This is a genomic window from Pseudomonas sp. NPDC089569 (assembly GCF_050280625.1).
Classification (GTDB): domain Bacteria; phylum Pseudomonadota; class Gammaproteobacteria; order Pseudomonadales; family Pseudomonadaceae; genus Aquipseudomonas.
Map to the genome: position 1 here is coordinate 25,926 of NZ_JBNNVQ010000014.1, position 26,868 is coordinate 52,793.

22 protein-coding genes are annotated in these 26,868 nt (G+C 62.1%); 5 read left to right on the plus strand and 17 right to left on the minus strand.

Going from position 1 to position 26,868, the window contains the following annotated elements:
- Nucleotides 1–351 precede the first annotated feature (351 nt).
- Entirely contained in the window at nt 352–2,124 is a 1,773-nt protein-coding gene (locus ACQKP2_RS09230) for a flavin monoamine oxidase family protein (RefSeq protein WP_427575966.1), read from the minus strand.
- Between the two features lie 220 nt (nt 2,125–2,344).
- On the opposite strand from ACQKP2_RS09230, the gene ACQKP2_RS09235 reads away from it, so the two are divergent.
- Together ACQKP2_RS09235 and ACQKP2_RS09240 are read left to right on the plus strand one after the other, a co-directional pair.
- Nucleotides 2,345–3,751, plus strand: coding sequence for an adenosylmethionine--8-amino-7-oxononanoate transaminase (locus ACQKP2_RS09235; RefSeq protein ID WP_427575967.1), 1,407 nt, complete (start codon nt 2,345–2,347; stop codon nt 3,749–3,751).
- 129 nt (nt 3,752–3,880) lie between these two features.
- Nucleotides 3,881–4,600 carry a 16S rRNA (uracil(1498)-N(3))-methyltransferase gene (locus tag ACQKP2_RS09240; RefSeq protein WP_427575968.1) on the plus strand — a complete coding sequence of 240 codons (720 nt, stop codon included), beginning with the start codon at nt 3,881–3,883 and terminating at the stop codon, nt 4,598–4,600.
- 88 nt (nt 4,601–4,688) lie between these two features.
- Here ACQKP2_RS09240 and ACQKP2_RS09245 read toward each other — a convergent pair whose 3' ends face one another.
- Nucleotides 4,689–5,918: a D-amino acid dehydrogenase gene (locus ACQKP2_RS09245; RefSeq protein ID WP_427575969.1), complete on the minus strand. Its 1,230-nt coding sequence runs from the start codon at nt 5,916–5,918 to the stop codon at nt 4,689–4,691.
- 109 nt (nt 5,919–6,027) lie between these two features.
- On the opposite strand from ACQKP2_RS09245, the gene ACQKP2_RS09250 reads away from it, so the two are divergent.
- The gene (locus ACQKP2_RS09250; RefSeq protein ID WP_427575970.1) at nt 6,028–6,945 is read left to right on the plus strand and encodes a LysR family transcriptional regulator; all 918 of its coding nucleotides are present in this window, start codon (nt 6,028–6,030) and stop codon (nt 6,943–6,945) included.
- Nucleotides 6,946–7,038: 93 nt separating this feature from the next.
- Here ACQKP2_RS09250 and trhA read toward each other — a convergent pair whose 3' ends face one another.
- Nucleotides 7,039–7,656: a PAQR family membrane homeostasis protein TrhA gene (gene trhA / locus ACQKP2_RS09255; protein WP_427575971.1), complete on the minus strand. Its 618-nt coding sequence runs from the start codon at nt 7,654–7,656 to the stop codon at nt 7,039–7,041.
- A gap of 107 nt (nt 7,657–7,763) precedes the next feature.
- Between trhA and ACQKP2_RS09260 the strand changes: the two genes are divergently transcribed.
- Entirely contained in the window at nt 7,764–8,678 is a 915-nt protein-coding gene (locus tag ACQKP2_RS09260) for a LysR family transcriptional regulator (protein WP_427575972.1), read from the plus strand.
- A gap of 101 nt (nt 8,679–8,779) precedes the next feature.
- Here the strand turns inward: ACQKP2_RS09260 and madM are convergent, their stop codons facing one another.
- The 11 genes from madM to ACQKP2_RS09315 all read right to left on the minus strand — a co-directional run bounded on the left by madM (nt 8,780) and on the right by ACQKP2_RS09315 (nt 17,324).
- Nucleotides 8,780–9,544 (minus strand): malonate transporter subunit MadM, encoded by a 765-nt coding sequence (gene madM / locus ACQKP2_RS09265; protein WP_427575973.1) that lies wholly within the window; start codon nt 9,542–9,544, stop codon nt 8,780–8,782.
- Between the two features lies 1 nt (nt 9,545).
- Nucleotides 9,546–9,962 carry a malonate transporter subunit MadL gene (gene madL, locus ACQKP2_RS09270; RefSeq protein ID WP_427575974.1) on the minus strand — a complete coding sequence of 139 codons (417 nt, stop codon included), beginning with the start codon at nt 9,960–9,962 and terminating at the stop codon, nt 9,546–9,548.
- 65 nt (nt 9,963–10,027) lie between these two features.
- Nucleotides 10,028–10,939 carry a malonate decarboxylase subunit epsilon gene (gene mdcH, locus ACQKP2_RS09275; RefSeq protein WP_427575975.1) on the minus strand — a complete coding sequence of 304 codons (912 nt, stop codon included), beginning with the start codon at nt 10,937–10,939 and terminating at the stop codon, nt 10,028–10,030.
- Entirely contained in the window at nt 10,936–11,556 is a 621-nt protein-coding gene (locus ACQKP2_RS09280; RefSeq protein ID WP_427575976.1) for a malonate decarboxylase holo-ACP synthase, read from the minus strand. The genes mdcH and ACQKP2_RS09280 overlap by 4 nt, the downstream gene beginning before the upstream one ends.
- Nucleotides 11,550–12,353, minus strand: a complete 804-nt coding sequence (gene mdcE / locus ACQKP2_RS09285; protein WP_427575977.1) for a biotin-independent malonate decarboxylase subunit gamma — start codon at nt 12,351–12,353, stop codon at nt 11,550–11,552. Before mdcE ends, ACQKP2_RS09280 begins: the two co-directional genes overlap by 7 nt.
- A complete protein-coding gene (locus ACQKP2_RS09290; RefSeq protein ID WP_427575978.1) occupies nt 12,350–13,201 on the minus strand; it encodes a biotin-independent malonate decarboxylase subunit beta in 852 nt (283 codons plus the stop codon). Before ACQKP2_RS09290 ends, mdcE begins: the two co-directional genes overlap by 4 nt.
- Complete coding sequence (locus ACQKP2_RS09295; RefSeq protein WP_427575979.1) at nt 13,194–13,493, minus strand: malonate decarboxylase subunit delta; 300 nt, start codon at nt 13,491–13,493, stop codon at nt 13,194–13,196. The genes ACQKP2_RS09290 and ACQKP2_RS09295 overlap by 8 nt, the downstream gene beginning before the upstream one ends.
- Complete coding sequence (locus ACQKP2_RS09300; protein ID WP_427575980.1) at nt 13,493–14,368, minus strand: triphosphoribosyl-dephospho-CoA synthase; 876 nt, start codon at nt 14,366–14,368, stop codon at nt 13,493–13,495. The genes ACQKP2_RS09295 and ACQKP2_RS09300 overlap by 1 nt, the downstream gene beginning before the upstream one ends.
- On the minus strand, nt 14,368–16,038 hold the full coding sequence (mdcA, locus tag ACQKP2_RS09305) for a malonate decarboxylase subunit alpha (RefSeq protein ID WP_427575981.1): 1,671 nt from the start codon (nt 16,036–16,038) through the stop codon (nt 14,368–14,370). The genes ACQKP2_RS09300 and mdcA overlap by 1 nt, the downstream gene beginning before the upstream one ends.
- Nucleotides 16,039–16,306: 268 nt before the next feature.
- Nucleotides 16,307–16,732, minus strand: a complete 426-nt coding sequence (locus ACQKP2_RS09310) for a hypothetical protein (protein ID WP_427575982.1) — start codon at nt 16,730–16,732, stop codon at nt 16,307–16,309.
- On the minus strand, nt 16,695–17,324 hold the full coding sequence (locus ACQKP2_RS09315) for a transcriptional regulator (RefSeq protein ID WP_427575983.1): 630 nt from the start codon (nt 17,322–17,324) through the stop codon (nt 16,695–16,697). The genes ACQKP2_RS09310 and ACQKP2_RS09315 overlap by 38 nt, the downstream gene beginning before the upstream one ends.
- Nucleotides 17,325–17,748: 424 nt before the next feature.
- Here ACQKP2_RS09315 and ACQKP2_RS09320 point away from each other — a divergent pair, with 424 nt between their 5' ends.
- Nucleotides 17,749–18,099, plus strand: coding sequence for a DUF6124 family protein (locus tag ACQKP2_RS09320; RefSeq protein WP_427575984.1), 351 nt, complete (start codon nt 17,749–17,751; stop codon nt 18,097–18,099).
- Between the two features lie 199 nt (nt 18,100–18,298).
- On the opposite strand, the gene ACQKP2_RS09325 is transcribed toward ACQKP2_RS09320, so the two are convergent.
- The 3 genes from ACQKP2_RS09325 to ACQKP2_RS09335 form a co-directional block, all read right to left on the minus strand.
- On the minus strand, nt 18,299–18,766 hold the full coding sequence (locus ACQKP2_RS09325; protein WP_427575985.1) for a chemotaxis protein CheW: 468 nt from the start codon (nt 18,764–18,766) through the stop codon (nt 18,299–18,301).
- On the minus strand, nt 18,759–24,674 hold the full coding sequence (locus tag ACQKP2_RS09330) for an Hpt domain-containing protein (protein WP_427575986.1): 5,916 nt from the start codon (nt 24,672–24,674) through the stop codon (nt 18,759–18,761). The genes ACQKP2_RS09325 and ACQKP2_RS09330 overlap by 8 nt, the downstream gene beginning before the upstream one ends.
- A gap of 63 nt (nt 24,675–24,737) precedes the next feature.
- A complete protein-coding gene (locus tag ACQKP2_RS09335) occupies nt 24,738–26,798 on the minus strand; it encodes a methyl-accepting chemotaxis protein (protein ID WP_427575987.1) in 2,061 nt (686 codons plus the stop codon).
- Nucleotides 26,799–26,868 lie beyond the last annotated feature (70 nt).

A 26,868-nucleotide genomic window follows, 5' to 3' on the forward strand; every position in this document is an offset into this window, starting at 1 on the left:
GACCTTTAAAAACTGGGGGCGGATTCAGGCAATCAGGATCGTATGGATTAATATGACATCTATGCGCCAACTCTGGGCCGACTCCACCAGGAAAGAACTGGCCACTCTCACAACCAGAGAGTGTTACCAATATCATTATTGCTGCCCGTGCTTTCATATGCGCTCCAGTTTTTTGAAGAGCATAAATCTTCAGCTCAAACGCGCTCTATCATTTGCCTCTGATTTCTTTGTGGGAAGTCTCCGATAGATCGCTGAGGCGTGTAGGACCGCATGGGCATAACAGAGACGCCTCATGTTTGAAGAGCAAAAAAAAAGCGCGACCCATGGGCCGCGCTTTTTTACACCTGAACGTTACTGAGCCTTGGCCTCAGTCGGCGCCGCAGGCTTGGCCGCTGGCTTCTTCGCCGGTTCAGCCTTTTTCGCCGGCGCTTTGGCCGGGGCTTTTTTCGCCTCGGTCTTGGCGGCCGGTTTCTTCGCCGGGGCTACCTTTTTGGCAGGTTCGGCTTTCACCGGTTCAGCAGGTTTCGGTGCTTCCACCGGTGCAACTACCGGAGCCGGAGCCGGGGCTGGCGCAACGGCCGGTGCAGAGGCTACAGGCTCGGGAGCCTTGGCCGGTTCCGGTTTCTTGTCGTCATCGGAACCGCCGAACAGGTTGCTGAAGAAGTTGCCTTTCTTCGCCGCCACGGCGCCCGTACCCACCGCCGCCGCAGTCGCCACGGCCGCAGCAGGCCCGACTTTTGGCGCGTCAACAGACTTGCCCGCCGCCAGATCTTCAACCTGACCGGCTGCACGCTGACCGGTGCGCAACGCGCCTTCCAGGGTGCCCGGATACAGGGTGTCGGTGTGTTCACCGGCGAACGCTACGCGTTGCAGCGGACGCTCCCACAGGCGCCAGTACTTGCTGATCTGGCCAGGGCCGAAGGCCAGGTACGAACCGCCGGTCGACGGGTCGGTGCTGTAGCGACGGATTTCATAACCGGTGAACGCACCACGGGCCTGTGGATAAAAGGCATGCAGACGGATCAGCACCTGATCCACCATCTGCTTGTCGCCGAATGCCTGCATGACCCGCGCGTTATCGCCGGAGAGGTTGAGCACCACGTTGGCGCCACCCTTCAAGGCAGGTTCGATCCACAGCATGCCAAGACCGGTGTTGCTGTAGATTTCGCCGGACATCCGCGCCTTGCTTTCCCACACCGGCGTCTTGAACTTCAGCATGATCTGGTCGCGCCAGCCGTAGTTGGTGCCCTTGATCGCCGCCTGGTGCTGGGCGTCCAGCGCCGGGATCATCTCGATCTTGTTCAGGGCGCGCAGCGGCACGGCCAGGACCACGTAGTCAGCCTGATAGCCGACACTGCCGACCTTCACGGTGACGCCGTCCTTGTCCTGGGTGATGGCCGATACCGGGGAATTGGTCTTGATGGTTTTCAGTTGCTTGACGAAAGCCTGGGCCAGCACCGTGCTGCCACCGACCAGACGCGCCGCCCGCAAGTCGCGGTCGGAAACGCCGCGATAAACGCGATTTTGCTGAGCGTAATAGAGCAGCGACAGGCGCGAAGGCTCGTCGTAGCGGGTACGGATCTGCTGGTTGACCAACTGGCGCGCGGTGGCCGGCAGGTTTTGCTTGTCGAGCCAGCTGGACACGTTGATCTGGTCCAGCGCGTGCAGCGTGTTGCTGGACGCCGGGTTTTGCGGGTCGTCGATCGAACGCGCCAGGTCATCGAGGGTTTTCTCGTAACGCTTGAGCGCCTCGGCAGTAGCCGGCTGCTTGGTGGCCAGGTCGGCGGCGCTGAAATACTCGCCATCGATCAGGTAGCCCGGAGTCCGCACGAACTCGGGGGCCGGCGTGGTGCTCAGCTTGAAGGTCGATACGTATTTGTTCAGGACCGGCTGGGCCTTGTCATTGCCGATCCACTCGCTGGTGGCCATGCCGGAACGACCGCCCAGGTTCGGCTTGGCTTCCAGCAGCGTGACCTGCCAGCCCTTGTTCTGCAGTTCATAGGCGGCCGTGAGGCCCGCGACCCCGCCACCCACCACGATTGCGGTTTTATCCTTGGCCAGCGTAGACACGCTGAACAGCCCCAACATCACCAGCGCACAGGCGCGCAGCCAACCGACAGACATTCAGCGAACTCCGGAAATATCGTAAAAATAGCGATTTTGCGAGCCAGGCGACTCAAGAACCGCGAAGGATACGTCAGCCGTCAGACGCCCGCCAGCAACGTCTACCGCCCTATACAAAGTAGCTCAATCGACACAATGGGTTGTCCCCGTGGCAGGCATTGCATAGGCTTGCGCGATTGTATGTCCGCGCGTGTCACGGACCGCCTCCAGGAGATTGAAAATGGGCCTGAATAATCAGTGGATGCAACGCGATCTCGCCGTGTTGTGGCATCCCTGCACCCAGATGAAAGACCACGAACAACTGCCGCTGATCCCGATCAAGCGCGGTGAAGGCGTCTGGCTGGAAGACTTCGAAGGCAAGCGCTACCTCGATGCCGTCAGTTCCTGGTGGGTCAACGTGTTCGGCCACGCCAACCCGCGAATCAACCAGCGCATCAAGGACCAGGTCGATCAACTGGAGCACGTGATTCTCGCCGGCTTCAGTCATCAACCGGTGATCGAACTGTCCGAACGCCTGGTGAAGATCACGCCTGAAGGCCTGACCCGGTGCTTCTACGCCGATAACGGCTCATCGTGCATCGAAGTCGCGCTGAAAATGAGCTTTCACTACTGGCTCAATCGCGGCCAGCCGAACAAGAAGCGCTTCGTCACCCTGACCAACAGCTACCACGGCGAGACCATGGCGGCGATGTCCGTGGGTGATGTGCCGTTGTTCACCGAAACCTACAAAGCGCTGCTGATGGACACCCTCAAGGTGCCGAGCCCGGATTGCTACCTGCGCCCCGAAGGCATGAGCTGGGAAGAGCACTCGCGCAACATGTTCGCCGCGATGGAACAGACCCTGGCCGAGCATCACGATACGGTCGCGGCGGTGATCGTCGAACCGCTGATCCAGGGCGCCGGCGGCATGCGCATGTATCACCCGGTGTATCTCAAGCTGCTGCGCGAAGCCTGTGACCGTTATGGCGTGCACCTGATCCACGATGAAATCGCCGTGGGCTTTGGCCGCACCGGGACCATGTTCGCGTGCGAGCAGGCCGGCATCCGCCCGGACTTCCTGTGCCTGTCCAAGGCCCTGACCGGCGGTTACCTGCCGTTGGCGGCGTGCATGACCACCGACGAGGTCTACAACGCCTTCTACGATGACTACCCGACCCTGCGCGCCTTCCTGCATTCCCACAGCTACACCGGCAACCCGCTGGCCTGTGCGGCGGCCTTGGCGACGCTGGATATCTTCGAAGAAGACAAAGTGATCGAGAACAACAAGGCGCTGGCGCAGCGCATGGCCTCCTCGACCGCGCACCTGGTCGATCATCCCAACGTCTCGGAAGTGCGTCAGACCGGCATGGTGCTGGCCATCGAAATGGTCAAGGACAAGGCCAGTAAAGAAGCCTACCCATGGCAGGAACGTCGCGGCCTGAAGGTGTTCCAGCATGCGCTGGAGCGCGGCGCCCTGCTTCGACCGCTGGGCAGTGTGGTGTACTTCCTGCCGCCGTATGTCATCACCCCGCAGCAGATCGACTTCCTGGCCGAAGTGGCCAGCGAAGGCATCGACATCGCTACCCGCGACAGCGTCAGCGTGGCGGTGCCGAAGGACTTCCACCCGGGCTTTCGCGATCCGGGCTAACCGGGCTCGTTCCCACGCTCTGCGTGGGAATGCCTCACCGGACGCTCCGCGTTCGGCTTTTGGGACGCAGAGCGTCCCTGGCTGCATTCCCACGCAGAGCGTGGGAACGATCAACATCAGAGAACAGAAATGAGACTGTCCCGCTTTTTCATCGACGCCCCCTTGAGTACCGGCGAACACGAACTGCCCGAAGCCCAGGCGCATTACATCAGCCGCGTGCTGCGCATGGCCGAGGGTGACGCGGTGCAGATGTTCGACGGCTCCGGCCATGAGTTTCGCGGCTCGCTGGTGGAGGTCGGGAAAAAACGCGTCGTGGTACAGATCGATGAGCAGCTTGCCGGCCAGATCGAATCGCCCTTGCAGATCCATCTCGGCCAGGGCCTGTCCCGTGGCGAGCGCATGGACTGGGCGATTCAGAAAGCCACCGAGTTGGGCGTCAGCGAAATCACGCCGATTTTCAGTGAGCGTTGCGAAGTCCGGCTCAAGGACGAACGCGCCGATAAACGCCTGCTGCACTGGCGCCAGGTGGCGATCAGCGCCTGCGAGCAATGCGGGCGTTCACGGGTGCCGGTGATTCACCCGCCCGTATTGCTGGCCGATTGGCTGAAACAGACTCAAGCCGAGCTGAAACTGGTGCTGCATCCGGTCGCCGAACCGCTGGTCAGCCACGCCAAGCCGTCCACTCTCGCCTTCTTGATTGGCCCGGAAGGCGGTTTGTCCGACGCCGAAGTGGAGCAGGCCAAGGCCAGCGGTTTTCACGCCGCCCGCCTCGGCCCACGTGTATTGCGCACCGAAACCGCACCCGTTGTGGCGCTGGCGGTGGCCCAACAGCTTTGGGGCGACTTCTAACCGAATCCGTAGGAGCCAGGCTTGCCGGCGAAAGCGTTTTCAATGTCGCCGCACAACGAAAGACCGACTTCGCCGGCAAGCCTGGCTCCTACAGGTTGCATTTCATGGCGTTGGAGGTCGCTCGCTGGCCGATCAGCTCGCTGAGCAACCGCGCACTGCCGCAGGCCAGTGTGAACCCCAACGCACCATGCCCCAGGTTGAGCCACAGGTTTCGATAGGCCGTGGCACCCAGCAGCGGCACGCCGCTGGGGGTTGCCGGGCGCATGCCAGCCCATTCGATAGCTTCGTCATAGGCGCCGGCCTCGGGAAAGGTTTCACGGGCCTGTCGCTTGATCAGCGCCAGGCGCCTGGGATCGACTGCCGGGTCGAAGCCGACGATGTCGACCATCGCTGCCACACGCAGTTGCTCACCGATGCGCGCATACACGATCTTGCGGTCGTAGTCGGTGATGCTCACGTCCGGCGCCCGGTGTCCGGCGTCGATCGGCACCGTCAGGCTGTAGCCCTTGAGCGGGTACAGCGGCAACTGCAAGCCGGGCAATGCCAGCTGTGCGCTGCGATAACCGGCGGCGATCACCAACTGCTCGACCGGCAACACTTCGCTGCCCAGTTCAATGGCGCTGACGGCACCGCGACTGTTGCGAATCCCGGTTACTCCCTGACCCAGACGAAACTCGCAGCGACCGGAGGCTTCAAGCCGCGCGGCCAGCCTCCGGCAGAAGGCATGACAATCGCCCACTTCTTCGTCCGGGGTATAAATCGCCCCCACAAAAGGCGAATCGGCGAGCGCCGGTTCCAGTTGCGCGCAATCTGCCGGCGACAACACCTGCTGCAACGCAGGGTCGGCCAGGCTGTGGCGCGCATGATCAAAACGGCTGCGCTGGCGGAACGTCACCAGTTTGCCGTTGCGCCGCCAATGAAAGCCCGACAGCCCATCCTCCTCGCGCCATGTCTTGAGCGTGTCCTGACTCAGCAGTGCCAGACGCAGCAAGTGCGCGGTATTCCGGCGATTGACCGAGCGACGGCAAGCACCGAGAAACGAAATCATCCAGCGCCACTGCGCCGGTTCCAGACGTGGCCGCAGCTTCAACGGCGAATCGCCGCGCAACATCCAGCCAATCGCTTGCCACGGCACCCCGGCATCGGCCAGGGGCGCAACATAGCGATAGGAAAGTTGCCCGCCGTTGGCAAAACTGGTTTCGCTGCCCAGCGAGTCCCGGGCTTCGACCAGGGTCACGTCAAAACCATCGCGCACCAGCGCATACGCCGTTGCCAGACCGATCACACCGCCGCCGATGATGCATACACGCTGAGCCATGTCCGTCCTTGAAACCGTAGAGAAGACGGCTTCGAGATTAGGGCCAGGTGACAGGCGGCGAACAATGAATAAAGATGCCAAGCCCATAAGCAAAGGTTATGGACGTGTCATGCGCCTTCGCCACATCGAGATTTTCCAGGCCATCCGCCAGACCGGTTCGATCAGCGCCGCCGCACAGTTGCTGCATGTCTCGCAACCGGCGGTGACCAAGGTATTGCAGCACGCCGAGCAACAGTTGGGTTTCCCGTTGTTTCTGCGCATACGCGGCAAGTTGCAGGCAACGCCCGAAGCGCTGGAACTGGAGCGCGAGGTCGACAAGGTCAGTGAAAGCCTGCAAGGGGTGCGGCGCCTGGCCCAAAGCCTGCGTCGCGCGCCTGGTCACAGCCTGCGAATCGGTGCCACTCCCGCGCTGGCCCTGTCCTTGCTGCCGCCGGCTATTCATGAATGGACCGAACGCTACCCTGATATCGCCTGCGAATTGTCCAGCGCCCACAGCCGCGAACTGGTGCAGAACCTGCTGATGCGCGAAGTGGATGTCGCCCTGACCCTGCAACGACCGGATCATCCCGGCCTCAAGGCGCAGGCCCTGGCCAGCGGCGTGCTGGTGGCGCTGGCGCCTGCCGGTTACTGGCCAGCGGAAGAAGAAGGTTCGCCGTTGCCGCTGATCGCCCTGGCCGGTGCGCCCTTGATCGGCCTGTCCAGCGCCGACCCGCTGGCCGCTCGCCTGGACAGCTACCTGGAAGCGGTCGAGCCACCGCCTCGGGTGCGCATCGCCGTGCAGACCTATTCATTGGCCCGGGCGATGGTGGAGTCCGGGGCGGGGCTGGCGGTGATCGATCCGTTTACCGCACTGGGCGCATCCCCCGCCACCACCACAGTCCGTCCTCTGGCACCGCCGTTACCCATCACCCTGTATGCCGTGACCCGTGCTGCCGAGCCTCCGCCGCATACCTTGAACGATCTGTTGCAGGTGTTCAGCCGACGGGCCCGTGAACAGTTGGATCGCCTAACCTGCCCTACCCCGTAACCGTAGGAGCGAGGCTTGCCCGCGAAGCTTTTGATTATCTTGAGGCCCCCTTCGCGGGCAAGCCTCGCTCCTACGGTTTGTGATTGTTCGCACCTACAGGACGTATAGCAGGATCGCGACGAAGTGCAGCAGGCTCCCGGCGATCACGAACAGATGCCAGATCCCATGGGCATGGCGCAGGCGTTGGTCAAGGGCGAAGAAGATGATCCCCACGGTGTACAACACCCCGCCCATTGCCAGCCAGGCAAAACCGGCGCTGCCCAGTGCCGTCAGCAATGGCCGGACCGCCACCAGGACAATCCAGCCCATCACGGCATAAATCACGATCGACAGAACGCGTGCTTTTGAACGCGGCTTGATCTCTTGCAGGATGCCGATCAGTGCCAGCCCCCAAACAATCCCGAACAGTGTCCACCCCCAGGGCCCGCGCAGGGTGACCAGGCAAAACGGCGTATAGCTGCCGGCGATCAACAGGTAGATCGAGAAGTGATCGACCTTCTGCATGATCGCTTTCTTGCGCCCGCGCACGCTGTGGTACACGGTCGATGCGCTGTACAACACCAGCAAGGTAAAGGCGTAGATCGCCATGCTGACAATCTTCCACGGACTGCCGTCCAGGCTGGCGGCTACGATCAGCCACACCCCGCCGACAAACGCCGCCACCGCCCCGATCAAATGCGTCCAGGCGTTCAATCTTTCCCCGTGATACATCGGTGCCTACCTCAAAAATCGTTACACAAGCCTCAGGTCTGTAGCTTGAAAGCGCAATGTTTCCGTATTACGGGCACAATCGAGCGATACCAGAAAGAGCCCACGCCATGCTGATCGATGAAGAGTTGACCCTGAAAAAACTCGAGGTGTTCCTGGCCTTCATGCGCACCGGCAATCTGGCCCGGGCCGCTGCCGAATTGCAAACCAGCAATGTCAGCGTTCACCGCGCGATCCACTCCCTGGAAAACGCCCTGCGTTGCCCGTTGTTCAAGCACGAAGGCCGCAACCTGACGCCACTGGAAAGCGCTTATGTGCTGGAAGAGCGGGCACAGAAACTGATTCAGGACGTGATCGAAAGCGTACGGCTGACCCGCGAAGCCGCCGGTTTTTCCGCCGAACGCTTCAAGCTCGGCTCGCTGTATTCGCTGACCGTCAAGACCGTGCCGCAATTGATCATGGGCCTGAAAATCCGTCGCAGCGAACTCAACATCGACCTGATTCTCGGCTCCAATTTCGACCTGCTGTACAAGCTCAAGAACATGGAAGTCGATGCGATCCTGGTGTCGCTGGACGACAGCATCAACGACCCGGACCTGGAGCACATCCCGCTGTTCTCCGACGATATTTTCCTGGCCACGCCGGCGGACTCGAAATTTGCCCAACGCAGTGAAGTCGATCTGGCCGAAGTGCGCGACGAAACCTTCATCACCCTGACCCAGGGCTTCGCCACGCATCAGGACGGCAATCGAGTGTTCAGCCAGGCGGGGTTCGAGCCGAAGGTGGCGATGCAGGTCAACGACATCTTCACCCTGCTGAGCATGGTCAGCTCCGGTGTCGGTTATGCGTTGCTGCCGGGGAGGATCGCTGCGGTGTACGAGAACCGGGTGAAGTTGATTGCGCTACAGGAAAAGTACCGGTTGCAGCAGCATATAGGCGTAGTGTTCCTCAAGGCCAAGGAGCGTGATCCGAACCTGCTGGCGTTGCTGGCCGAGTGCCGGATGTATGCCAATCGCCAGGTCTGACACCGTGTCGCTCCCTTCGCGGGCAAGCCTCGCTCCTACAAGGGAATGCTATCCCCTGTAGGAGCGAGGCTTGCCCGCGAAGGCGTCAGATCAAACGACGACTAACCCACTATCCCGCGCACGATGAAGAACAACACCGACGGCCCCAACAGGCACCCGAGCCCGGTGTGGAAGGTCGCAGTCAACGCGCCATAAGGCACCAGCCTCCGGTCCGTCGCCGCCAGGCCTGCCGTCACGCCGCTGACGGTCCCGGCCAGGCCGCCGAACACCATCGCCGAGCGCGGGTTGTCCAGGCCCATCCAGCGGGCCGCCATCGGTGTGCCGACCATCACCAGGATCGCCTTGATCAGGCCGGTGGCAATCGACAACGCCACCACGTCGGAGCTTGCACCAATCGCCGCGCCGGTCACTGGGCCGACGATGTAGGTCACCGCACCCGCGCCAATGGTGGTCATGCTGACCGCATCGCGATAGCCGAACGCCCAGGCCATGCACGCGCCGACAATGAACGGCAGCACGGTTCCCAGCAGCAAGGCGACTGCACCGATCAGCCCGGCCTTTTTCGCTTCGGTGGCCTGCACTTCGAAGGCCGTGGCAACGATGGCAAAGTCGCGCAACATGGCGCCACCCATCAGGCCGATGCCGGAGAACAGCGTCAGGTCCGCCAGGCCTTTTTGCCCGCCGGTCAGGGTGCCGCCCACCCAGGCCAGCACCAAGCCAATGACGATGGCAATCGCCGAGCCGTGAATGCGCCCGAAGGTCAGGCGTTTGGAGAGAATCACCGACACCCACATGATGATGCCGACGAAAGCGAATGCAGTAACCAGACTGTTGGTTGCCAGGCCTTTCTCAATGAGTTCCCACATATCAGCGACCTCCTGCCGGTGCACCGGTCGACGTCATTGCCTCCGGTTCATCGGGCAAGGGTTCGCCCTTGTGGGTCCGGCTGATCAAGGCAATGGTGCAGCCGCAAACCACCACCGAGCCAATCGCGGCCAGCACCGCCACCGGGCCACCGTGCAGGGCCGTGACCACGTTCTGTTGCGCAGCCATCGCCACCACCACGGGAATGTACATGGCGCCCCAGAAGCCGACGCCCATTTCGCAGTCCTTGGTCATGCCGCCGCGGTTATGCATCCACAGCCGCGCACAGATCAACAGGATCATCGCGATCCCGACCCCGCCGACATTGGATTTGACGCCCAGCAGAACGCCGAGCATGTCGCCGATGATCACCCCGGCCAGGGTGCAGATCGCCAGCAGTGCCACACCGTAAATAATCATTGTTGTCGTCCTCAAAGTGCATCGTCGAATGTTGTTTTTGTTGTTCGAAGCCTCAAGTCGCAGGTCTAGGAGTGGCGGCGCCCCTCCTCACGTAACAGCGCCTGCAGGGTATCGAGCCGGGCACCGTCGAACGCAATCACGGTGCCTTGTTCGAACACCCGGCGCGCCAGCCCGGTCAACACCGCACCGGGCGGCAGTTCGATCTGTAGACGCACGCCGCGCTCATAGGCGTTTTGCACCGTACCGCGCCAATCCACCACGCGGCACATGTTGAACGCCAGGTCGTCGCGCAACGCTTCGACACGATTGATCGGCCGCGCGCGGCTGCCGCTCAGGTATCCCGTCACGGGTGTTTTCAGCGACACGTTGGCGAAGGCTTCGGCCAGAACCTTTGCCGGCGCGTCCAGCAACGGACAGTGCGACGGCACGCTCACGGCCAGGCGCCTGGCAACACCGGCACCACGACCCCTGGCCAATTCGGCGACGGCTTGCATAGCGCCGTCGCTGCCGGCAATCACCACCTGGTTATCGGCATTGATGTTGGCCAGGTAAACCGGTGTGTCGATGCTGTGGACCTGCGCCAGCAAGCCTTCCACCGTCGCCAGATCCAGACCGATGATCGCGGTCATGCCGTAGCCCTGCGGGTAAGCCTGCTGCATCAACTCACCCCGCAGGCTGACCAGATGCAGTGCATCGCTGAAACTCAAGGCACCGGCCACCACTGCTGCCGGATACGCGCCGATGGATAATCCGGCGACGTAATCCGTCGGCAACGATAACTGCCGGGCAGCCGCTACACCGGCGATCAACAGGCAAAGTTGCACCGCCCTGGTCGACTGCAATGCCTCGGCAGAATCGAGCAGCAGGACATCCTCGCCAAGCACATCACTCGCCTCTCTCAGGGTTTCCTGCGACAGGCGCTGGAGCATGCCCGGCTGCTGCGCGCCCTGCCCCGGGAATACCAGCAAGCTGCTCACGCTGCTTGCTCCTGTGGTTGCCAGGGATCATTCACGAGGCAGGCGGCAGTGGCATTCTTGAGCAGCACCTTGCTTGAAGCACCGGCCCACTCGCGCAAGGCGACGGCGCCAAACGGTGTCTGCATTTGCATGTCCACCACACACACCGCCGCATCGAGCCGGGTCACCAACGCCCGTGCCTCGGTGCGACCCATTGGATGCGGGGTACGCAGTATCAGGTCGAGATCGCTGCCCTCATGCAGGGCTTCGAATCCGCTGGCCAACTCAAACCCGGCGCTGCCACTGACACCCCAGACCCAACCGCAGGCATCGAGCATTGGCCGTAGTTGCGCCAATGCTCGCAGTGCCGGCAGTTCGCGCGGGCTGTCGACCCGGCAGAGCGCCTCGGGTGACACCCGACGGGACACCGAAGCGATCGCCATTGACGCGGCATAACGCTGCTCGCGCAGCGTCCCGCGCACCCCGATTGCGACCTGCCCCGCCGCCGCTACCGCGCGGCGCACCACCACGGGCTGCCCGGCGGCGAGTGACTCGATCACCCACGCCGGCGCATCCGCGGGCAACTGCTCAAGGGGCATGCCCCAGAGCAGGTCATGGGCCAATAGCGTGCTCACCACTGTTCTCTCAACAATTGGCGAACATGACTGGAGGCCGCGCGATTGCTCGCACCCAGGCGACTGCTCAAGTCACGGCCCTTCTCGGCGACATCGCCGATGGCCTGGATCAGGCACTCGGTCACCCGGCTCCGATCGGTGGCGGTCGGCTGCTCGATCTGTTCCACCGAGAGGGTTTCCCACAGCAGGCCCAGACTGGCGTAGCTGTCGATGTCATACGCCATCGGCGGCACGCTGGCGGCCAGGGTTTCCAGTTCTTCGACGCTGCGCAACGTGACCCGCGCCGCCGACGCCTTGCCCATGGCGTGCACCATCACCCCCGGATCACGCAGGGCGATCAAGCGGTTGGCCTGATAGCCGTGCGCCAGGAAGGCCCCGGACATGGCCTTGCCCACCAGCAGGCCGATGACCGCGTGGCCCGCCAGGCGGGCACGGGCGTAACTGTCCGCGGCGGCGGCCAGCGCCTGATGAATGCCCAGCGCCTCCTCGCGTCGACCGTAGGCCTGGCTCGGCACGTCGATGATCGCGATCAGTGCGCGTTTGTGCGGCGTGTTTCGATCAGCCGTGATCACGTCATCCACCGCCTTGGCCAGGCCCCACCCTTCAAGCAACCCGACCTCGCCATGGCGAGCACGGACGAAGCGATTGTCGGGGTCGGCCACCACGGCGATAAACCGCGCAGGCTGTTCACCTACAAACCCATCGGCCACCTTCAGCGAGGCGGGCAAACCGCCTACCGCCGTGGCACCGGCACTCAAGGCGTTGAACCAGTTCAAGCCTCTCTGGGAATACGCACTCATGAGCGCTCTCCTTGATACAGGTCGCGAACCGTGGCCGGCTCGATTTGCGGTCCGGCGTCCAGGCGCGCCAGGCGTTGCAGGAACAGTTCGGCTTGCTCGGTGCGCGGCTGCTTCGGCAAACCTTGCTTGAGCAGTTCACCGATCTGTTGCCGAATCTGCGCCACGTCATCCTCGGCATAGCGATCCACCAGCCCCGTGGCAAACCGCTGCTCGCCACCGGTAAGGCTCCAGATGAACGGGCGATCCCGTGAGTCGTACTCCTCAAGACCCGCTTCCTGTTCGATCACTTGCGGACCGTTCAGGCCGAGGCGAGCTTCCTGGGTCACCAGCAAGTAGCTGCACAACCCGGCGGCAATCGACATGCCGCCGAAGCAGCCGACGCTGCCCGCCACTACGCCGATCACCGGTTGGTATTGGCGCAGGTCGACAATCGCCGCATGAACATCGGCAATCGCCGCCAAGCCGAGATTGGCTTCCTGCAAACGCACGCCACCGGTTTCCAGCAGCAACACGGCGCGGGTCGGGATGCCCTTGCGGTTATCTTCGGCCGCCAGTTCCAGTGCACCGGCGATTTTCGCCCCGCCGACCTCACCGAGACTGCCGCCCTGGAACGCGCCTTCGATGGCTGCAACGACCACCGGCAAGCCATCGACGCTGCCCTTGGCGATCACCACGCCGTCATCGGCCTGCGGCACCACGCCCTGACGCGCCAGCCACGGCGACATGACCCGCTGAAACGGGTCGATCAACTCGCGGAACGTGCCGGCATCGAGCAAGGCCTTCGCCCGCTGCCGGGCACCGAGTTCGACGAAGCTGTGCTTGTTGAGCAAGGCTGCGCTGTCAGTCATGGCCGATCTCCTCGAAACCTTGTTCCAGGCGCAGGCGAACCACACCGGGGGTGGCGCCGAAATCATGGATGTCGATGTCCATCGCCGAGGGTGTCTGGCCGTCGAACATGCGCGCAAACAGATGCCGCCAGCGTTGTTCGCTGCCGTTGACCGAGGTCTGCACGGTGATCGTCAACTTGCCGGCCTGACCCGGCTGGATCAGCACTTCCAGATCACCCGAGCCGACACAACCCACCAGCGTGCGTCCGCGTGGCGGCTGCCCGGCGGGGAATTCAAAGGATAAGGTTTCCATCAAAAAGCTCCCTGAATGAGGCTGTCGCCCGACTCGATGCGGTCGATGAACAGGCAGGCTGCGAGCAAATCGGCAGCGCCACCGGGCGAGGCATTTAATGCAATCAGTTGTTGGTCGAGCTCATGCAGCCGGCGACGACCGCCGAGGCTGGCGCTACCGCCGGCATCAAGCACGGCCTGCGCACCGCGTTGCATGGTGTGCAGCCCTTGTTCGCCGGCGCGATAGAGCACGCAGGTGTCGGCCAACCCGGTCATGATCGCCAGCAACGCATCGAGCCGGGCATTCTGCTCGCCATGGCCGGCGGCGCGGCTGCGCTTGAGTTGCGGCAGTGCACACTGGGTCACGGCGGGGAATGCGAGTTGCGCTTGCTCACGGGCACCACGCGCACCGTAGCGCTGGGCGACGAGCGCACCATGGCTTTGCGGACGCGGCGCGTAACGGTCGTCGAGCAAGGCCAGGCGGGCCGCACGCAAGGCGATAGCGCCGGCGGCGGTTTCTTCGGGTGCGAGCGCAACGGCGGTGACCAGCAGCCCCAGGGCCCAGATCGCACCACGATGGGTGTTCACGCCGTGGGTGGTCAGCAGCATTGCCGCTTCGCCCTCCCGACCGATCTGTCCCACCGCCTCACGCAGCGGCAAACCGATTTCACCGAGGTCAAGGGCGGCCTCGGCCATTTCCTTGAACGCCGGCCACAAGGCCAGTGCCGAGGCATGCATCAGCCCCAGATGCAGATCGGTATGGGCGCCGCTGCCGCGACGATCGACCAGCGCCGGTTTCGGCGACAGATCCGCTTCGTCGATCAGCGCTTCCACCGCCAGATCCGCCAGCCGTTCGGCCAGGCCCAGGGGCTTGGGTTGCAGGTTGAATGCGTGCATTACCAGCTCCTGAACTTGGCGGGCGGGTTGTAGAGACCACCAGACCATTCCACCAGATCGGCCACGCTCTTGGCGGCCAGCAGCTCGCGGGTGGCGTCGGTGCGGCGGATGCCGAGGTCTTCGGGCAAGGCAATCAAGCCTTCGCGACGCATCCGCGCAGTGTCCTTGGGGTTGTGCCGCAAGCCGATGGCGGTCACTCCGGCCACGGCGGCGATCATCGCCTGGCGCTCTTCCAGGCTGCGGGCCTTGTACAGGTAAGCGATGCCCTCTTCAGTCAGCAGGTGGGTCACGTCATCGCCGTACACCATGATCGGCGCCAGCGGCATGCCGCTCTTCTTCGCCACATCGATGGCGTCGAGGGTTTCGACGAAGGTCGGTTTGCCGCCCTCCTGAAAGGTCTCGACCATTTGCACCACGAGTTTCTTGCCGCGCTCGAGCATCGGTTCGGCCGTGTCGGTGCGGCACATGTCGAGCCAGGCCGGCGTGCCATGGCGACGGCCGCGGGGGTCGTGGCCCATGTTCGGTGCGCCACCGAAACCCGCCAGACGGCCACGGGTGACAGTGGATGAATGACCGTCGCCATCGACTTGCAGCGTGGCGCCGATGAACAGGTCCACCGCGTATTGCCCGGCGAGTTGGCTGAACATCCGGTTGGATCGCAAGGAACCGTCACGCCCGGTGAAGAACACATCGGGGCGGGCGGCAATGTAGTTTTCCATGCCCAGTTCGGTGCCGAAGCAATGCACGCTTTCGACCCAGCCGCTTTCAATCGCCGGGATCAATGTCGGGTGGGGATTGAGCGTCCAGTTGCGGCAGATCTTGCCTTTGAGGCCCAGGGATTCGCCGTAGGTGGGCAGGATCAATTCGATAGCCGCAGTGTTGAAGCCGATGCCATGGTTGAGCGACTGCACGTTGTGTTTTTCGTAGATGCCGCGAATCGCCATCATCGCCATCAACACGTGCACAGGCTTGATGTGCCGGGGATCGCGGGTGAACAGCGGCTCGATGTAGAACGGCTTGTCGGCCACCACCACGAAATCGACCCAGGACGCCGGAATATCCACGCGGGGCAGATCACTGATGTCGTCAACCAACTGATTGACCTGGACGATGACGATGCCATCACTGAACGCGGCGGGTTCGATCAGGGCCGGGGTGTCTTCGGTGCTGGGGCCGGTGTAGATATTGCCGGCACGGTCGGCCATGAAGCCGGCCGAGAGCACGACGTTGGGAATCAGGTCCACCACCAGCCGTGCGTAGAGCTCGATGTAGGTGTGGATCGCGCCGATCTCCAACAGGCCGTCTTCGAGCAATTGGCTGATGCGCAGGCTTTGGGTGCCGGCGAAGGAAAAATCGAGTTTGCGGGCAATGCCGCGTTCGAACAGGTCCAAGTGTTCGGCGCGACCGACGCTGGGCATGATCATGTGCAGGTCATGCAACCTGGCTGGATCGGCCTTGGCCAGTGAGCGCGAGAGAAAGTCCGCCTGCTTCTGGTTGTTGCCCTCCAGTACCACACGGTCGCCGGGCAGAATCAACGCCTCCAGCGCCGAAACTATCTTGTCGGTGGGCAACACCACACCATCGGCAAGGCCCTTGACCAACTCGAGACGCCGCTGCTTTTCGCTGCGCCGCCGCGTCCATCGCGAGTCGGGGGATTTTGTTGTTGTCATGACCACTCCACGGGTTCGCTGTCGTGGAGCTACCTTAGGAGCGATGTGTGTGGAGCATCAATCAAGCAGCGTGGTGGATCGTTACGGTTAGCGTAATGGTTAGTGGATTTGCATTGAACGTACCGACGCCTTCGCGGGCAAGTCGAATCGTCGCACCGCTCACTCCTACGGGTTATGTGCAATTAATGTGGACGACCCCGAATCTGTAGGAGCGCGGCTCGCCCGCGAAGAGGCCAGTGAAGACTCCCGTGCTCCAGGCCTTGAAATGCTAAAGCCCGGCCATCTGTTCCTGCACTTGCTCCAGAAGCCGGTCAGTACTTTCCAGCAACTGCAATAGCAACGCCTCATCTTCATCCATATAGCCTTCGTACTCCGCCAGGTTGCGCCGTTCATGACACAGGGCGAACAGCCGTACTTGTACCCTGCTCACATCAGCGGTGTGCATCAGGCACTGGAACACCAGGTAGCGTTTATCCGAGCGATAACCGCTCAAACGCAAAGCAGTCAATGCGACGGCATGGGCAGCGTTGTAGGCCAGATCGAATCGGCCTGCGAAGGAAAGTGATGCGGTTCGTGCATCCTTGAGACGGTCCATCGCCGAGCGCATCAACCCTTCGCATTCCTTGCGATCCGGTGGCTCGCCTTTCAACCCACCGCTACGTAACAGATTCTCCAGATTCTCGCTGCTGCCCATCCTTGGACTCCACAGGGCTTTCACCCATCAAGATGATCTTTTCCTGCTGCATTACCCGCACGACAAAACTCGTTTCGGCCGCCAGTTTTGCGGCCCAGTCTTCAGGGCTGTAGAGCGTCGGATTAAGGGGGCGGCCCAGTTGATCTTCCAGTGGCAAGAGCCGCTCCATCACGTCACTGTAGTTGAGGCCTTTGCCGATCAGCATGATGTCAATGTCACTGGATGCGTTTGCCTGATCCTTGGCCATGGAGCCGTAGATAAATGCCCAGGTCAGCTGTTCGGCGAAGGGTTGCAACGCTTCTCGCAACGGTTGCGCGATTCCGAAGGTTTTGCGAGTGATGCCCAGGAGTTCGGCATAGATCGGGCAATCCGGATTGGCTTGATAGTGCGTCTGGTTGCCTTGGCGCGACATCGTCAGTACCCCCGCCCGTTGCAGACGATCCAGTTCACGCATGAGGCTGCCTTTACCCACCTGAGCCCAGCGGGCGATCTCGTTGGCGTAAAAACTCTGGTCGGGTTTACCGAACAGGAGGCCCAGCACTTTTTGCTGAGTGGTTGTGAACAAGGCTTCGCTCAGAGAAAGGTTTTGCACAGCGACGACCAATGAGTCCCAAAATGGGAACGATAGGTCCCTTTTTGGGAATCTTCAATTGATGGTTTTTGTTTAAAAGCTTGTCCGTGGGAACGGTGTGCGGCTACGCAGTCGTGCGTCGCGACCTACAACATTGCCGGAAGCCGCTGACTGGTGGGCCTTTGCGGGGATCTTTATCGTTTGGGGTGTCGCTGCCAATTCGGCGACCGGGCCTGGAAACCCGTGGTGTAGATAACGCAAAAGCGCCTTTCTTAACGTATGCTTGCGCACCTTTATTGTGTGCACTCCGTTATGGCGGTTGTGCGCGGGAGACCTAGTGTCTGCCGGGTTATCCGCACCCCGGGTTTCCAGCCCGCGTACAGCTGCCACCCCTTCGCCTGGTAACCGAATGGCGCAGCTGAAACTCAATACGCGGAGATTCACCATGTTCAAAGTAACTCCCAATCCTCCAGACACAGATTCCGAAGACGAAAAACTCAAGGAAGCCGCCGAGCGCGCCTTCTCTCATTACTTCCCGCCCTCTGATGAAAAACCGCCCAGGCGCCGAAAATTCCAGCTCTTCAGCGTCTCTCCCGATATCGGCACTGAAGCACTGCTGGCCAACGCCTCTGAAGACTTGCTCTCCATCAGCGCCATTGCGGCCGATCTGGCAGACGATGTGGAAGGCTCGCGTCGCTCCGTAGCCCTGGCGCTCAGCCGAATGGCCGATGGCGTGCAATTGTTGGTGGAGCGGGCACTGGATCACCATGAAACGTTGGCTCAGGCCAAGGTTTAGCCAGCCCGGCACGCAGCCCTGTATTTGTAGGAGCGAGCACGCTCGCGAGAAACCCGAGAACGTCGCGGGAAGTCAGGTGCCCCGCGTGATCGTTGACGACCATCGCGAGCATGCTCGCTCCTACAGGGTCAAAGCGTCGGCGCTGTAAGCCTGTAGGAGCGAGCGGTGCGACGATTCGACTTGCCCGCGAACAGGTTTGTCAGGTCAACCCGGCATTGACCAACAACTCTTCCAACGCCAGCAAATCCGGCACCCTGGCCACCTGATCCGCCACCTGCACCGCCGCTTTTTCCAGCGAACACAACGGCACATCCACATAGCTCAACTGGCTGTCGAGCTTGTACGAGCGTGGAATGCCCTGGATCAGCATGGCGATGAATTTCAGCTCCGGCCGACCGCCCAGTGCGTTGAGGACGACGATGCGCGCGCGTTCGCCGATGGCGATTTTGTTGCCGCAGGCCGACTCGAAACTGAGCAAGGGAATCTGCCGGTTACGCCAGGTGACCCGCCCCAGGTACCAGGGTGGCGTATCGAGATCGAACGCCGCGGACTGGTAATCGATCAGCTCCGCAACGGCAACGTTGGGCAGAATCAGGTTACGGTCGGCCAGGGGCAGCAACAGGCCGGTGAGGTTGATGCTGCGCTGGTTGATGCGCTGCTCAAGCATAGGTTTTGCTCCACAGGGCGATGCTTTCGAGCAGCACCGATTCCTGGTACGGCTTGCCGAGGTAGTCGTTGACACCGATGGCCATGGCCCGGTCGCGGTGTTTCTGGCCGGTGCGGGAAGTGATCATGATGATCGGCAAGTGCTGCAAACGCTCATCGCCGCGCACTTGTGCCGCGACTTCGAAGCCATCCATGCGCGGCATTTCGATATCCAGCAGCATGACGTCCGGCATGTGCTCTTCAAGCAGCAGCATGGCGTCGACACCGTCCTTGGCGGTCAACACGTTCATGCCATGGCGTTCGAGCAGGCGGCTGGTGACCTTGCGCACCGTGACCGAGTCGTCGACCACCATCACCAGCAACGGCCGCTGCGGCTCGAACTCGCTGTCCGGGCTCGCCGTACGTTGCGGCACATGGGCCTGCAGGGCGCGGATCGGCGCCAGCAGATCCAGAATCAGCACCACCCGGCCATCCCCCAGGATCGTCGCTCCCGATACGCCTTGCACCGCGGCGAATTGCGGGCCGAGGCTCTTGACCACAATCTCGCGGGTGCCGGCCATGGTATCGACCTGCACCGCGACATGCCGTTCGTTGCACTGCACCAGCAGCACCGGTAACGCCTGGCTCTGGCCCAACAGTTTTGGCCGGGGACCGGTTTTCAACAGTTCGCCCAGATAACACAGTTCATAGCGCTGCCCGGCGTATTCATAGGCCGGCGGATCGAGGCGGTAGTGACCTTCGAGCTCGTTGGGCAACACGCGGACGATGCCGTCGATGGTGTTCAGCGGAATGGCATATTGATCCTCGCCGCATTGCACCATCAGCGCACGATTGACCGACACCGTGAAAGGCAGGCGAATACGGAAATGCACGCCCTGCCCCGGCACGGAATCGATGCTCATGCTACCGCCCAGTTGCCGCACTTCTTCGAGCACCACGTCCATGCCCACGCCACGCCCTGATATCTGGGTGATTTTCTCGGCGGTGGAAAACCCCGGTTGCAGGATGAACTGCAACACATCGTGGTCACTGATTTCACTGTCAGGATCGAGCAAGCCACGCTTGATGGCTTTGCGTCGCACCGCATCGAGCGGTACGCCGGCACCATCGTCGCGGATGTCGAAAATGATGTCGCCACCTTCACGCAACAGGTCGAGCGTGATTCGCCCCTGCGCCGGCTTGCCTAATGCAAGTCGCACCTGGGCAGGCTCAAGTCCATGGTCCACGGCGTTGCGCAGCATGTGCTCCAGCGGAGCCGCCATGCGTTCGAGCACATTACGGTCCATCTCGCCTTCGGCGTTGTCGACCACGAACTCCACATCCTTGCCCAATTCATCCGCCACCTGACGGACGATACGCTTCAAGCGCGGCAGCATTCGCTCGAAGGGCACCATGCGCGTGCGCATCAGGCCTTCCTGCAATTCGGTGTTGATGCGTCCCTGCTGTTGCAGCAGGTTTTCCGCATCCTGAGTCCGCCGGTCGAGGGTTTCCTTGAGGTCGAGCAAGTCGGAGGCCGATTCGAACAAGGCACGGGACAATTGCTGCAATTGCGAATGGCGGTCCATTTCCAGCGGGTCGAATTCTTCGTAGCCCAGGCGTTCGCCATCGACTTGCTGGCGACTGAGAATCCGGCCCTGGGTTTCGGTATCGAGGCGACGCAACTGCTCGCGAATACGCTCGATGGTTGTCTCCATCTCGTTCAGGGCGACTTGCGCATCGTTGACCTGCTGTTCGATTCGGCCACGGAAAATAGAGGTCTCGCCGGCCAGGTTGACCAGATCATCGAGCAGTTCGGCCGAGACCTTGACCATGTCCGCGCCGGCGTCCACTGGCGGCTGCGGCGCCTCAGCCTTGACGGTAGCCGTCAGCGGCAGTTCCAGCGGTACAGGCTGCGGGGTCTCTGGGGTCGGATGGCTGAAGTTCCTGATCGCATCCAGCAACCGGTCAGCCGGCGGCAACGGTTCTGCGGCACGGGCCGCATCGAGCATCTGCGCCAGGCGGTCATGGCTTCGCTGCAGCAGTTCGAACAGTGCAGGCGTCGGTTTGAGTAGCCCGCTGGACAGGCCTTCATAGAGAAATTCCAGCTCATGGGCCAGATCGCCGATCGGGGTGATTTCCACCATGCGTGCGCCCCCCTTGAGGGTGTGCAGGTCACGCAGCAGGGTTTCCACTTCCTGACGATTCGACGGCTCGGCCTGCCAGCGCACCAGCGCCGCTCCGGAGCTTTCGATGATGTCGAAACCTTCCTCGAGGAAGATATCCAGCAACTCGCTGTCATGAGGGTTCGCGTCGTCCCCGGTCGCCGGGTCGCCCCCTTCGGCGCGACCGGCATGGCCCTGTCGAAAGGCCCGAACCGCTTCGATCAGCTCGCCGGAATCGTCCAGCGGCTGATGGCGCTGCAATTGCTCCAGCAAATTCGCCAACCGGTCATGGCTGTGTCGCAGCAACTGTGCCAGCGGGTCGCTGTAGCTGTAGCGCCGGTCCACCAGCCCTTCGTACAGGCTTTCCAGCTCACGGCCCAGATCCGCGACCGGCTCGATCCCGGCCATCCGCGCGCCCCCCTTGAGGGTGTGCAAGTCGCGCTGCAGGGATGACAGCGGCGCGCCGTTGTCCGGCTCGTCCAGCCAGCGCTGCAAGGCCTGGTTGGCACTGTCGAGAATATCCACGGCCTCTTCGAGGAAGATCGAAACGATGTCGTCGCCCACGTCCACATCGTTCGCGGTCCGGGCGAGTTCTGCCGTGGCATTGCCCAACTCACGAATGCTCAGGGTACGACTGCCATCGCTGCGAATCAGGCCCATGGCCGATGGATCAAGGCTCTCGTCGAGCAAGCCGTGCAAGGCGCGGATCCGTTCCGGCCGCGGGCTGACTTCCTGGCCGGCAGCCAGTTCGTCCAGCATGTTGATCAAGGCTTCGTGGGCACATTGCGCCTCATGGAAAAACGTATCGCCCACAGCCAGGCTGCTTTCTTCCACGGCGCCGTAAAGGTCGAGCAAGGCTTCGCAGAGTTCGTCCACAGGATGCAGATCGGCCAGGTGCGCGCCCTCGCCGAGGGTGGTCAACTCATCCAGCAGCGCACTCAGTTCCTGGCGCTCGCCGGGATGTTGCTGCCAGCGCTGCAACAGGTTTTCGGCATCCAGCAGGATGTCCATGCCCTGGGCCAGGAAGTTGTTGATCAGTTGCGGGTCGCGTTTGATCCGCAACCTGCTGCTCGGTGTATCCAGAAGTGCCTGCAAGCGTTCGGCCAGCAGCGCCTGGGTCCGCTCGATCAACGCCTGGGCATCGGGAATCCTGGCCAGTGGATCGCTGGTGAGCTGGCGCAAACCGAGACGGAACAAGCCCTCGGCCTCCAGCAGCACTTCGACTTCATCCAGGTCCAAAGCGACCTGGTGGGCCTTGTATTCACGGGCAAGTTGGTCCAGTGGCGCAGCCAGTTCGACAATCGGCAAGACCCCGGCCATCGACGCACTGCCCTTGAGGGTGTGCAGGGCACGCAGCAACTCGTCACTGGCCTGCAGTGGCACATGCTCGGCGGCCTGATCGAGAAAGCGGTTGAGGCTGGCCAGGTGCGACTGCGCTTCCTTGCGGAAGATCTCCAGCAACAGGGGGTCGAGTGCCGAAACGTCCTGCGTATCTTCGTCCGATGCCGGCTCATCACCCTTGGCCAAGGCATGGGCGCGGGCAGCCAGTTGATCGACATCGTTGCGCTGGCGCTGGGCATTTCGGGCAAATTCGTCCAGCAGCTCCGGCAGCAAGCCCTGTACATCGCCAAGCAGCTGCTGCACCGCCGCGCCCGGCGCGACGCTATGTTCCAGAACGCGGTTGAGCAGGTTTTCCACAGCCCAGGCCAGTTCTCCCACGACCAGCGCACGGACCATGCGACCACTGCCCTTGAGGGTGTGGAAAGCACGCCGCACTTCGCCCAGCGCGGTTTTGTTCGCGGGATCCGCCGACCAGCGCGGCAGGTATTCACGAAGGACTTCCAGCACTTCATCGGTTTCTTCGAGGAAGACTTCGCGCAACTCATCGTCGACCGGCTCTTCACCGGCAGGGGGCGGCAACAGGCTTCCCGGTGTCGTCAGGGCCGGCGGGTTGAGGGCCGACACCGGGTTGGCCAGCACATCGGCCAGGGTCTGAACGATGGCCGGATCGTCCAACTCCTGCAGTTGCGCCATGACCTGCGCTTCGCTGGGGCTCAACACGTCTTCAAGCACCGGGACACGCTGTTCGCTGGGGAAGAATCCGAGGGCAGCCAGGCTTTTTTCCGCCACATCGAGCAACGGCTCTTCAGTGGCTTCCGGGTCATCGGTGAGGCGCTCCAGGTAATACTCGATGCTGGTGATGACGTCGGCCAGGCTGTCCAGTTCCTGCCAGCCCGGTTGACCGGGTTCGAGCAGCAAATGTTCGCGGATGAAGTGACTGCAGGTTTCGATCAGGCTCGCCGCGCGGGTCAGTTGAATCATCGCCAGCGCACCGCGTACCTGGGTCAACAAGGCCGGCAGCGCCTGCAAATGTTGACGGTCCCAGTCGGCGTCGATGTAGTCGACGATCATGTCCTTGGCCTGTTGCAGGCAAATGCGCGCTTCCTTGATGACGATCTGATGGATCTGCGTCAGGTCGGTGGTCGGCAGGCAACCGTCTTCCTGACTCTCGGGCTCTACCGTGCCGGCCATGCCGGCCAGGGTCGCCTCGACATAAAGCAAGGCGCCGGCGACGTCCATGAGCGTCGCGTCATCCGGTGCGCGCTGGCCTTGAGCAAGGCTTAGCACCACGGCCAGTTGATCGATGATGACCTTGCGCGGCTGGCCGAAACCCAGCACCGCCAGGGTATCGGCAACTTGCCGCAGCGGTGCCAGCAGGCTGTCGAGGTCGGCCGCGTGTTGCCGGTCGCTGCGCACGAACAGGTCCAGACGTTCCTTGACCCGCACCAGCTCTTCACACAGTGCCACCAGCACCGAACGCATGGCATCACGGTCGGGACCGGCCAGCCGCGCGCGTTCTTCATCGACCATCGCACTGTCGGGCAGCGCGTCATCCAGTCCATAGCGATCTTTCATGGTCAGCATCTGCGCAGTGGGGTGTTCGGCTTTGGCAATGTAAAACATCAGACTTTTGAGCAGCTCCGGCGGCGCCGGATGATTAACGGCACCCATGCCCTCTTCGAGCAGGCGCTTGAGCACCTTGTCAGCATCCTTGAACAGGCTGCGCAAAGCCGGGCTATTGGCGATTGCGCCGCCGCGCATGCCATCGACCAGCGCAGAAGCGATTTGCCACAACGGGCTCAGAGGAGCATTGCCGCACAGGGTTTCAAGGCGGGCGAAAACTTTGGCCAGATACTCGAGGTGGGTGCCGTCATCCTGTTCGCGCAGCAGACCGACCAGTGCCATCTGCAACATCTGCCGCAGTTTACGCAACACATTCGGCAGTTCTGCCGGTTCCAGTGACGCCAGCGACGCTGCATCCAGAGGTGGCAGCTCGGGCAGATGCGGACTGAACAGGTGGGTTTCCGATAACAGACTCTCGCCACGTGCGCTGCGCAGGTCGTTGATCAATGGCAACAGTACGAGCGGCAAATCGCGACGTGCCCCCTGCACCCGGTCGAGGTAAATCGGCAGTTGTCCCATGGCTTGCAACATCAGGTGCAGCGCTTCGTCACGATGACTGATGCGATTGTGTTGCAAAGCCGATGTCAGGTGTTCCATCTCTTCGGCGAGCAGGGCCGCGCCGTAGAATTCGACCATCTGCAAGCTGCCGTGAACCTGATGGATGCACGCCAGGCAATCGCTCAGGGCGTGCGTCGCCTGCGGATCATCAAGCTCGGTTTCAATCGCGTGATGAGCCTGCTTCAGCGTTTCGGCAATCTCGCCCTTGACCCATTCGAGGGCCACATAGTCGTGCCGATCACCCATAACCACTCCAGTTTTCGCTTCAGTCACGTTGCATCAGTCGAATTGCATGCGCCCGCAGGCGAATCAAGCCTTGTCCGTCACCTGCGCCTTGGTGGCCGGCAAGGTGAAACCGGACACCGAACGCCGCAGCTGGCTGGCCATTTTCGCCAGGTTGCCGATGCTCTCGGCAGTGGCGGTCGAGCCGGACGATGTCTGCGTGGTGATCTGCTGGATCACGTTCATCGTCAGGGAAATCTGACCGGCAGACGACGTCTGCTGTTGCGCGGCGTTGGAAATGCTCTGGATCAGTGCCGCGAGGGTTTTGGAGACGCCTTCGATTTCCTCCAGGGCCACACCGGCATCCTGCGCCAGATGTGCGCCGCGCACCACTTCAGTGGTCGTCTGCTCCATGGAGATGACCGCTTCGTTGGTGTCGGCCTGGATCGCGCGCACCAGCGTTTCGATCTGCCGCGTGGCGGCCGACGATCGCTCGGCCAGGCGTTGCACCTCGTCGGCAACCACCGCGAAACCGCGCCCGGCATCGCCGGCCATGGACGCCTGGATCGCCGCGTTCAGGGCCAGGATGTTGGTTTGATCGGCAATGTCATCGATCAGGCTGACAATGTCGCCGATTTCCTGGGATGACTCGCCAAGACGCTTGATTCGCTTGGCAGTGTCCTGAATCTGCTCGCGAATGTTGTCCATGCCGTGGATGGTGTTGTGCACCACCTCGTTGCCCTTGTTGGCAATTTCCACCGAGCGCTCGGCCACGGCCGAGGATTCGGCGGCGTTGGCAGACACCTGGTCGATGGACTGGGCCATATCGCTGATCGCGGTGGAAGCTTCGGAAATCTGCTGCGCCTGATGCTCGGAGGCTTGCGCCAGGTGCATGGCGGTGGCCTGGGTTTCCTGCACGGCAGCGGCGACCTGTCCGGCGGTCAGGTTGATGGTCGCCACGAGGTCGCGCAACTGGTCCACGGAATAGTTGATCGAGTCGGCAATGGTGCCGGTGAAATCCTCTGTCACCGAGGCGGTCACGGTCAGGTCGCCATCGGCCAGATCCTCGATTTCATCGAGCAGGCGCATGATCGCGTTCTGATTGCGTTCGTTCTTCTCCGCGGTTTCACGCAGTTGGCGATTGGTTTCACGCACCATCACCATACCGATGAGGATGATCGACGCCAGCGCCGCCAGCCCCAAGACATAGCCGCCAATGGTGTCGGTGGTGCGCCCGCCCGCAAGGTTCTCGAAACCGCTGGCCAGATGAGAGGCCTCATCGAGCAGGGTTTGCGACAGACTGAAGATGTTGGTGGCCGACTCCCGGACCTTGAACAGTTCCGGCGAAGTTTCGAGGATTTCATCCACCGAGCCGGAGACGAACTGGAACAATTCGGCGATCTCGGTCAAGCGCCCACGGGCATCCTGATCCTCGACCTGGCTGATTTTCAGTGCCGCGTTACCCTGGAGCATGCCATTGAGCACCAGCCCGAAACGCGCCGCATCGCGGCCGAAGGCATCGGCGGCCTGCTGTGAGCTTTCGTCACCGGACAACACCGTGTTCACCGCCCCCAGAATGCGCTCGGCCAGCAACGATTGACGCTGGGCCATCGCCACCTGAGTGGCCGGGGCACCACGTTGCAGGAGGATTTCGACCACTTTCTCGTACTCGACCTGCAATTGCGGCACGGTTTCGGCGAGGGTCGCGGCGACCTGATGCAGCGAGAGCACGGTCTGTTCGCTGGAGAGAATGGCATCGGTGTTTTTCAGCAGGCGTTCCCAGTCCATCTGCACGGCGCGCATTTCCGGGCGTACCGTTGCCGGCGCCGGCGGCAGGCCGGTGGAAGGATCACCTTTCTTCAGATAACCCCAGCGCTGGGCGAAATCGTTTCGCGCATCGCTGAGCAACTTGAACGCGGCAGCCTTGCCGGCAGCGGCTTCGGTGGCGTTTTTGGCAATGCGTTGGGACAGCACGCGCAGCTCGCCGGCGTGACCGATGTATTGCTTGTCGTAGGTGGACTGGGTGTTGAGGTACGCGAAATTGGCGAACAGCAGCATGATGAAGATGATCAGCGCGATGAACAGCGCGATGATCTGCGAACGACTGCGCGACCCTTCCATTGGCTTGCCTGTTTTTGCTTTTGTCATCGGTCTTCGCCTGTTAAACCGCACCTTGTTCAATCTTGCCCAAGCCCCTGTGGGAGCGAGCCTGCTCGCG

Bases quoted from the DNA above. Each gene is read 5' to 3' on its own strand.
- ACQKP2_RS09245 (WP_427575969.1), bottom strand. From the start codon at position 5,918: ATGGCTCAGCGTGTATGCATCATCGGCGGCGGTGTGATCGGTCTGGCA.
- mdcA (WP_427575981.1), bottom strand. From the start codon at position 16,038: ATGACAACAACAAAATCCCCCGACTCGCGATGGACGCGGCGGCGCAGC.
- madM (WP_427575973.1), bottom strand. From the start codon at position 9,544: ATGTGGGAACTCATTGAGAAAGGCCTGGCAACCAACAGTCTGGTTACT.
- trhA (WP_427575971.1), bottom strand. From the start codon at position 7,656: ATGTATCACGGGGAAAGATTGAACGCCTGGACGCATTTGATCGGGGCG.
- ACQKP2_RS09240 (WP_427575968.1), top strand. From the start codon at position 3,881: ATGAGACTGTCCCGCTTTTTCATCGACGCCCCCTTGAGTACCGGCGAA.
- ACQKP2_RS09330 (WP_427575986.1), bottom strand. From the start codon at position 24,674: ATGGGTGATCGGCACGACTATGTGGCCCTCGAATGGGTCAAGGGCGAG.
- ACQKP2_RS09325 (WP_427575985.1), bottom strand. From the start codon at position 18,766: ATGCTTGAGCAGCGCATCAACCAGCGCAGCATCAACCTCACCGGCCTG.
- ACQKP2_RS09230 (WP_427575966.1), bottom strand. From the start codon at position 2,124: ATGTCTGTCGGTTGGCTGCGCGCCTGTGCGCTGGTGATGTTGGGGCTG.
- ACQKP2_RS09335 (WP_427575987.1), bottom strand. From the start codon at position 26,798: ATGACAAAAGCAAAAACAGGCAAGCCAATGGAAGGGTCGCGCAGTCGT.
- madL (WP_427575974.1), bottom strand. From the start codon at position 9,962: ATGATTATTTACGGTGTGGCACTGCTGGCGATCTGCACCCTGGCCGGG.
- ACQKP2_RS09260 (WP_427575972.1), top strand. From the start codon at position 7,764: ATGCTGATCGATGAAGAGTTGACCCTGAAAAAACTCGAGGTGTTCCTG.
- ACQKP2_RS09290 (WP_427575978.1), bottom strand. From the start codon at position 13,201: ATGACTGACAGCGCAGCCTTGCTCAACAAGCACAGCTTCGTCGAACTC.
- ACQKP2_RS09235 (WP_427575967.1), top strand. From the start codon at position 2,345: ATGGGCCTGAATAATCAGTGGATGCAACGCGATCTCGCCGTGTTGTGG.
- ACQKP2_RS09300 (WP_427575980.1), bottom strand. From the start codon at position 14,368: ATGCACGCATTCAACCTGCAACCCAAGCCCCTGGGCCTGGCCGAACGG.
- ACQKP2_RS09295 (WP_427575979.1), bottom strand. From the start codon at position 13,493: ATGGAAACCTTATCCTTTGAATTCCCCGCCGGGCAGCCGCCACGCGGA.
- ACQKP2_RS09320 (WP_427575984.1), top strand. From the start codon at position 17,749: ATGTTCAAAGTAACTCCCAATCCTCCAGACACAGATTCCGAAGACGAA.
- ACQKP2_RS09310 (WP_427575982.1), bottom strand. From the start codon at position 16,732: ATGGGCAGCAGCGAGAATCTGGAGAATCTGTTACGTAGCGGTGGGTTG.
- ACQKP2_RS09250 (WP_427575970.1), top strand. From the start codon at position 6,028: ATGCGCCTTCGCCACATCGAGATTTTCCAGGCCATCCGCCAGACCGGT.
- mdcE (WP_427575977.1), bottom strand. From the start codon at position 12,353: ATGAGTGCGTATTCCCAGAGAGGCTTGAACTGGTTCAACGCCTTGAGT.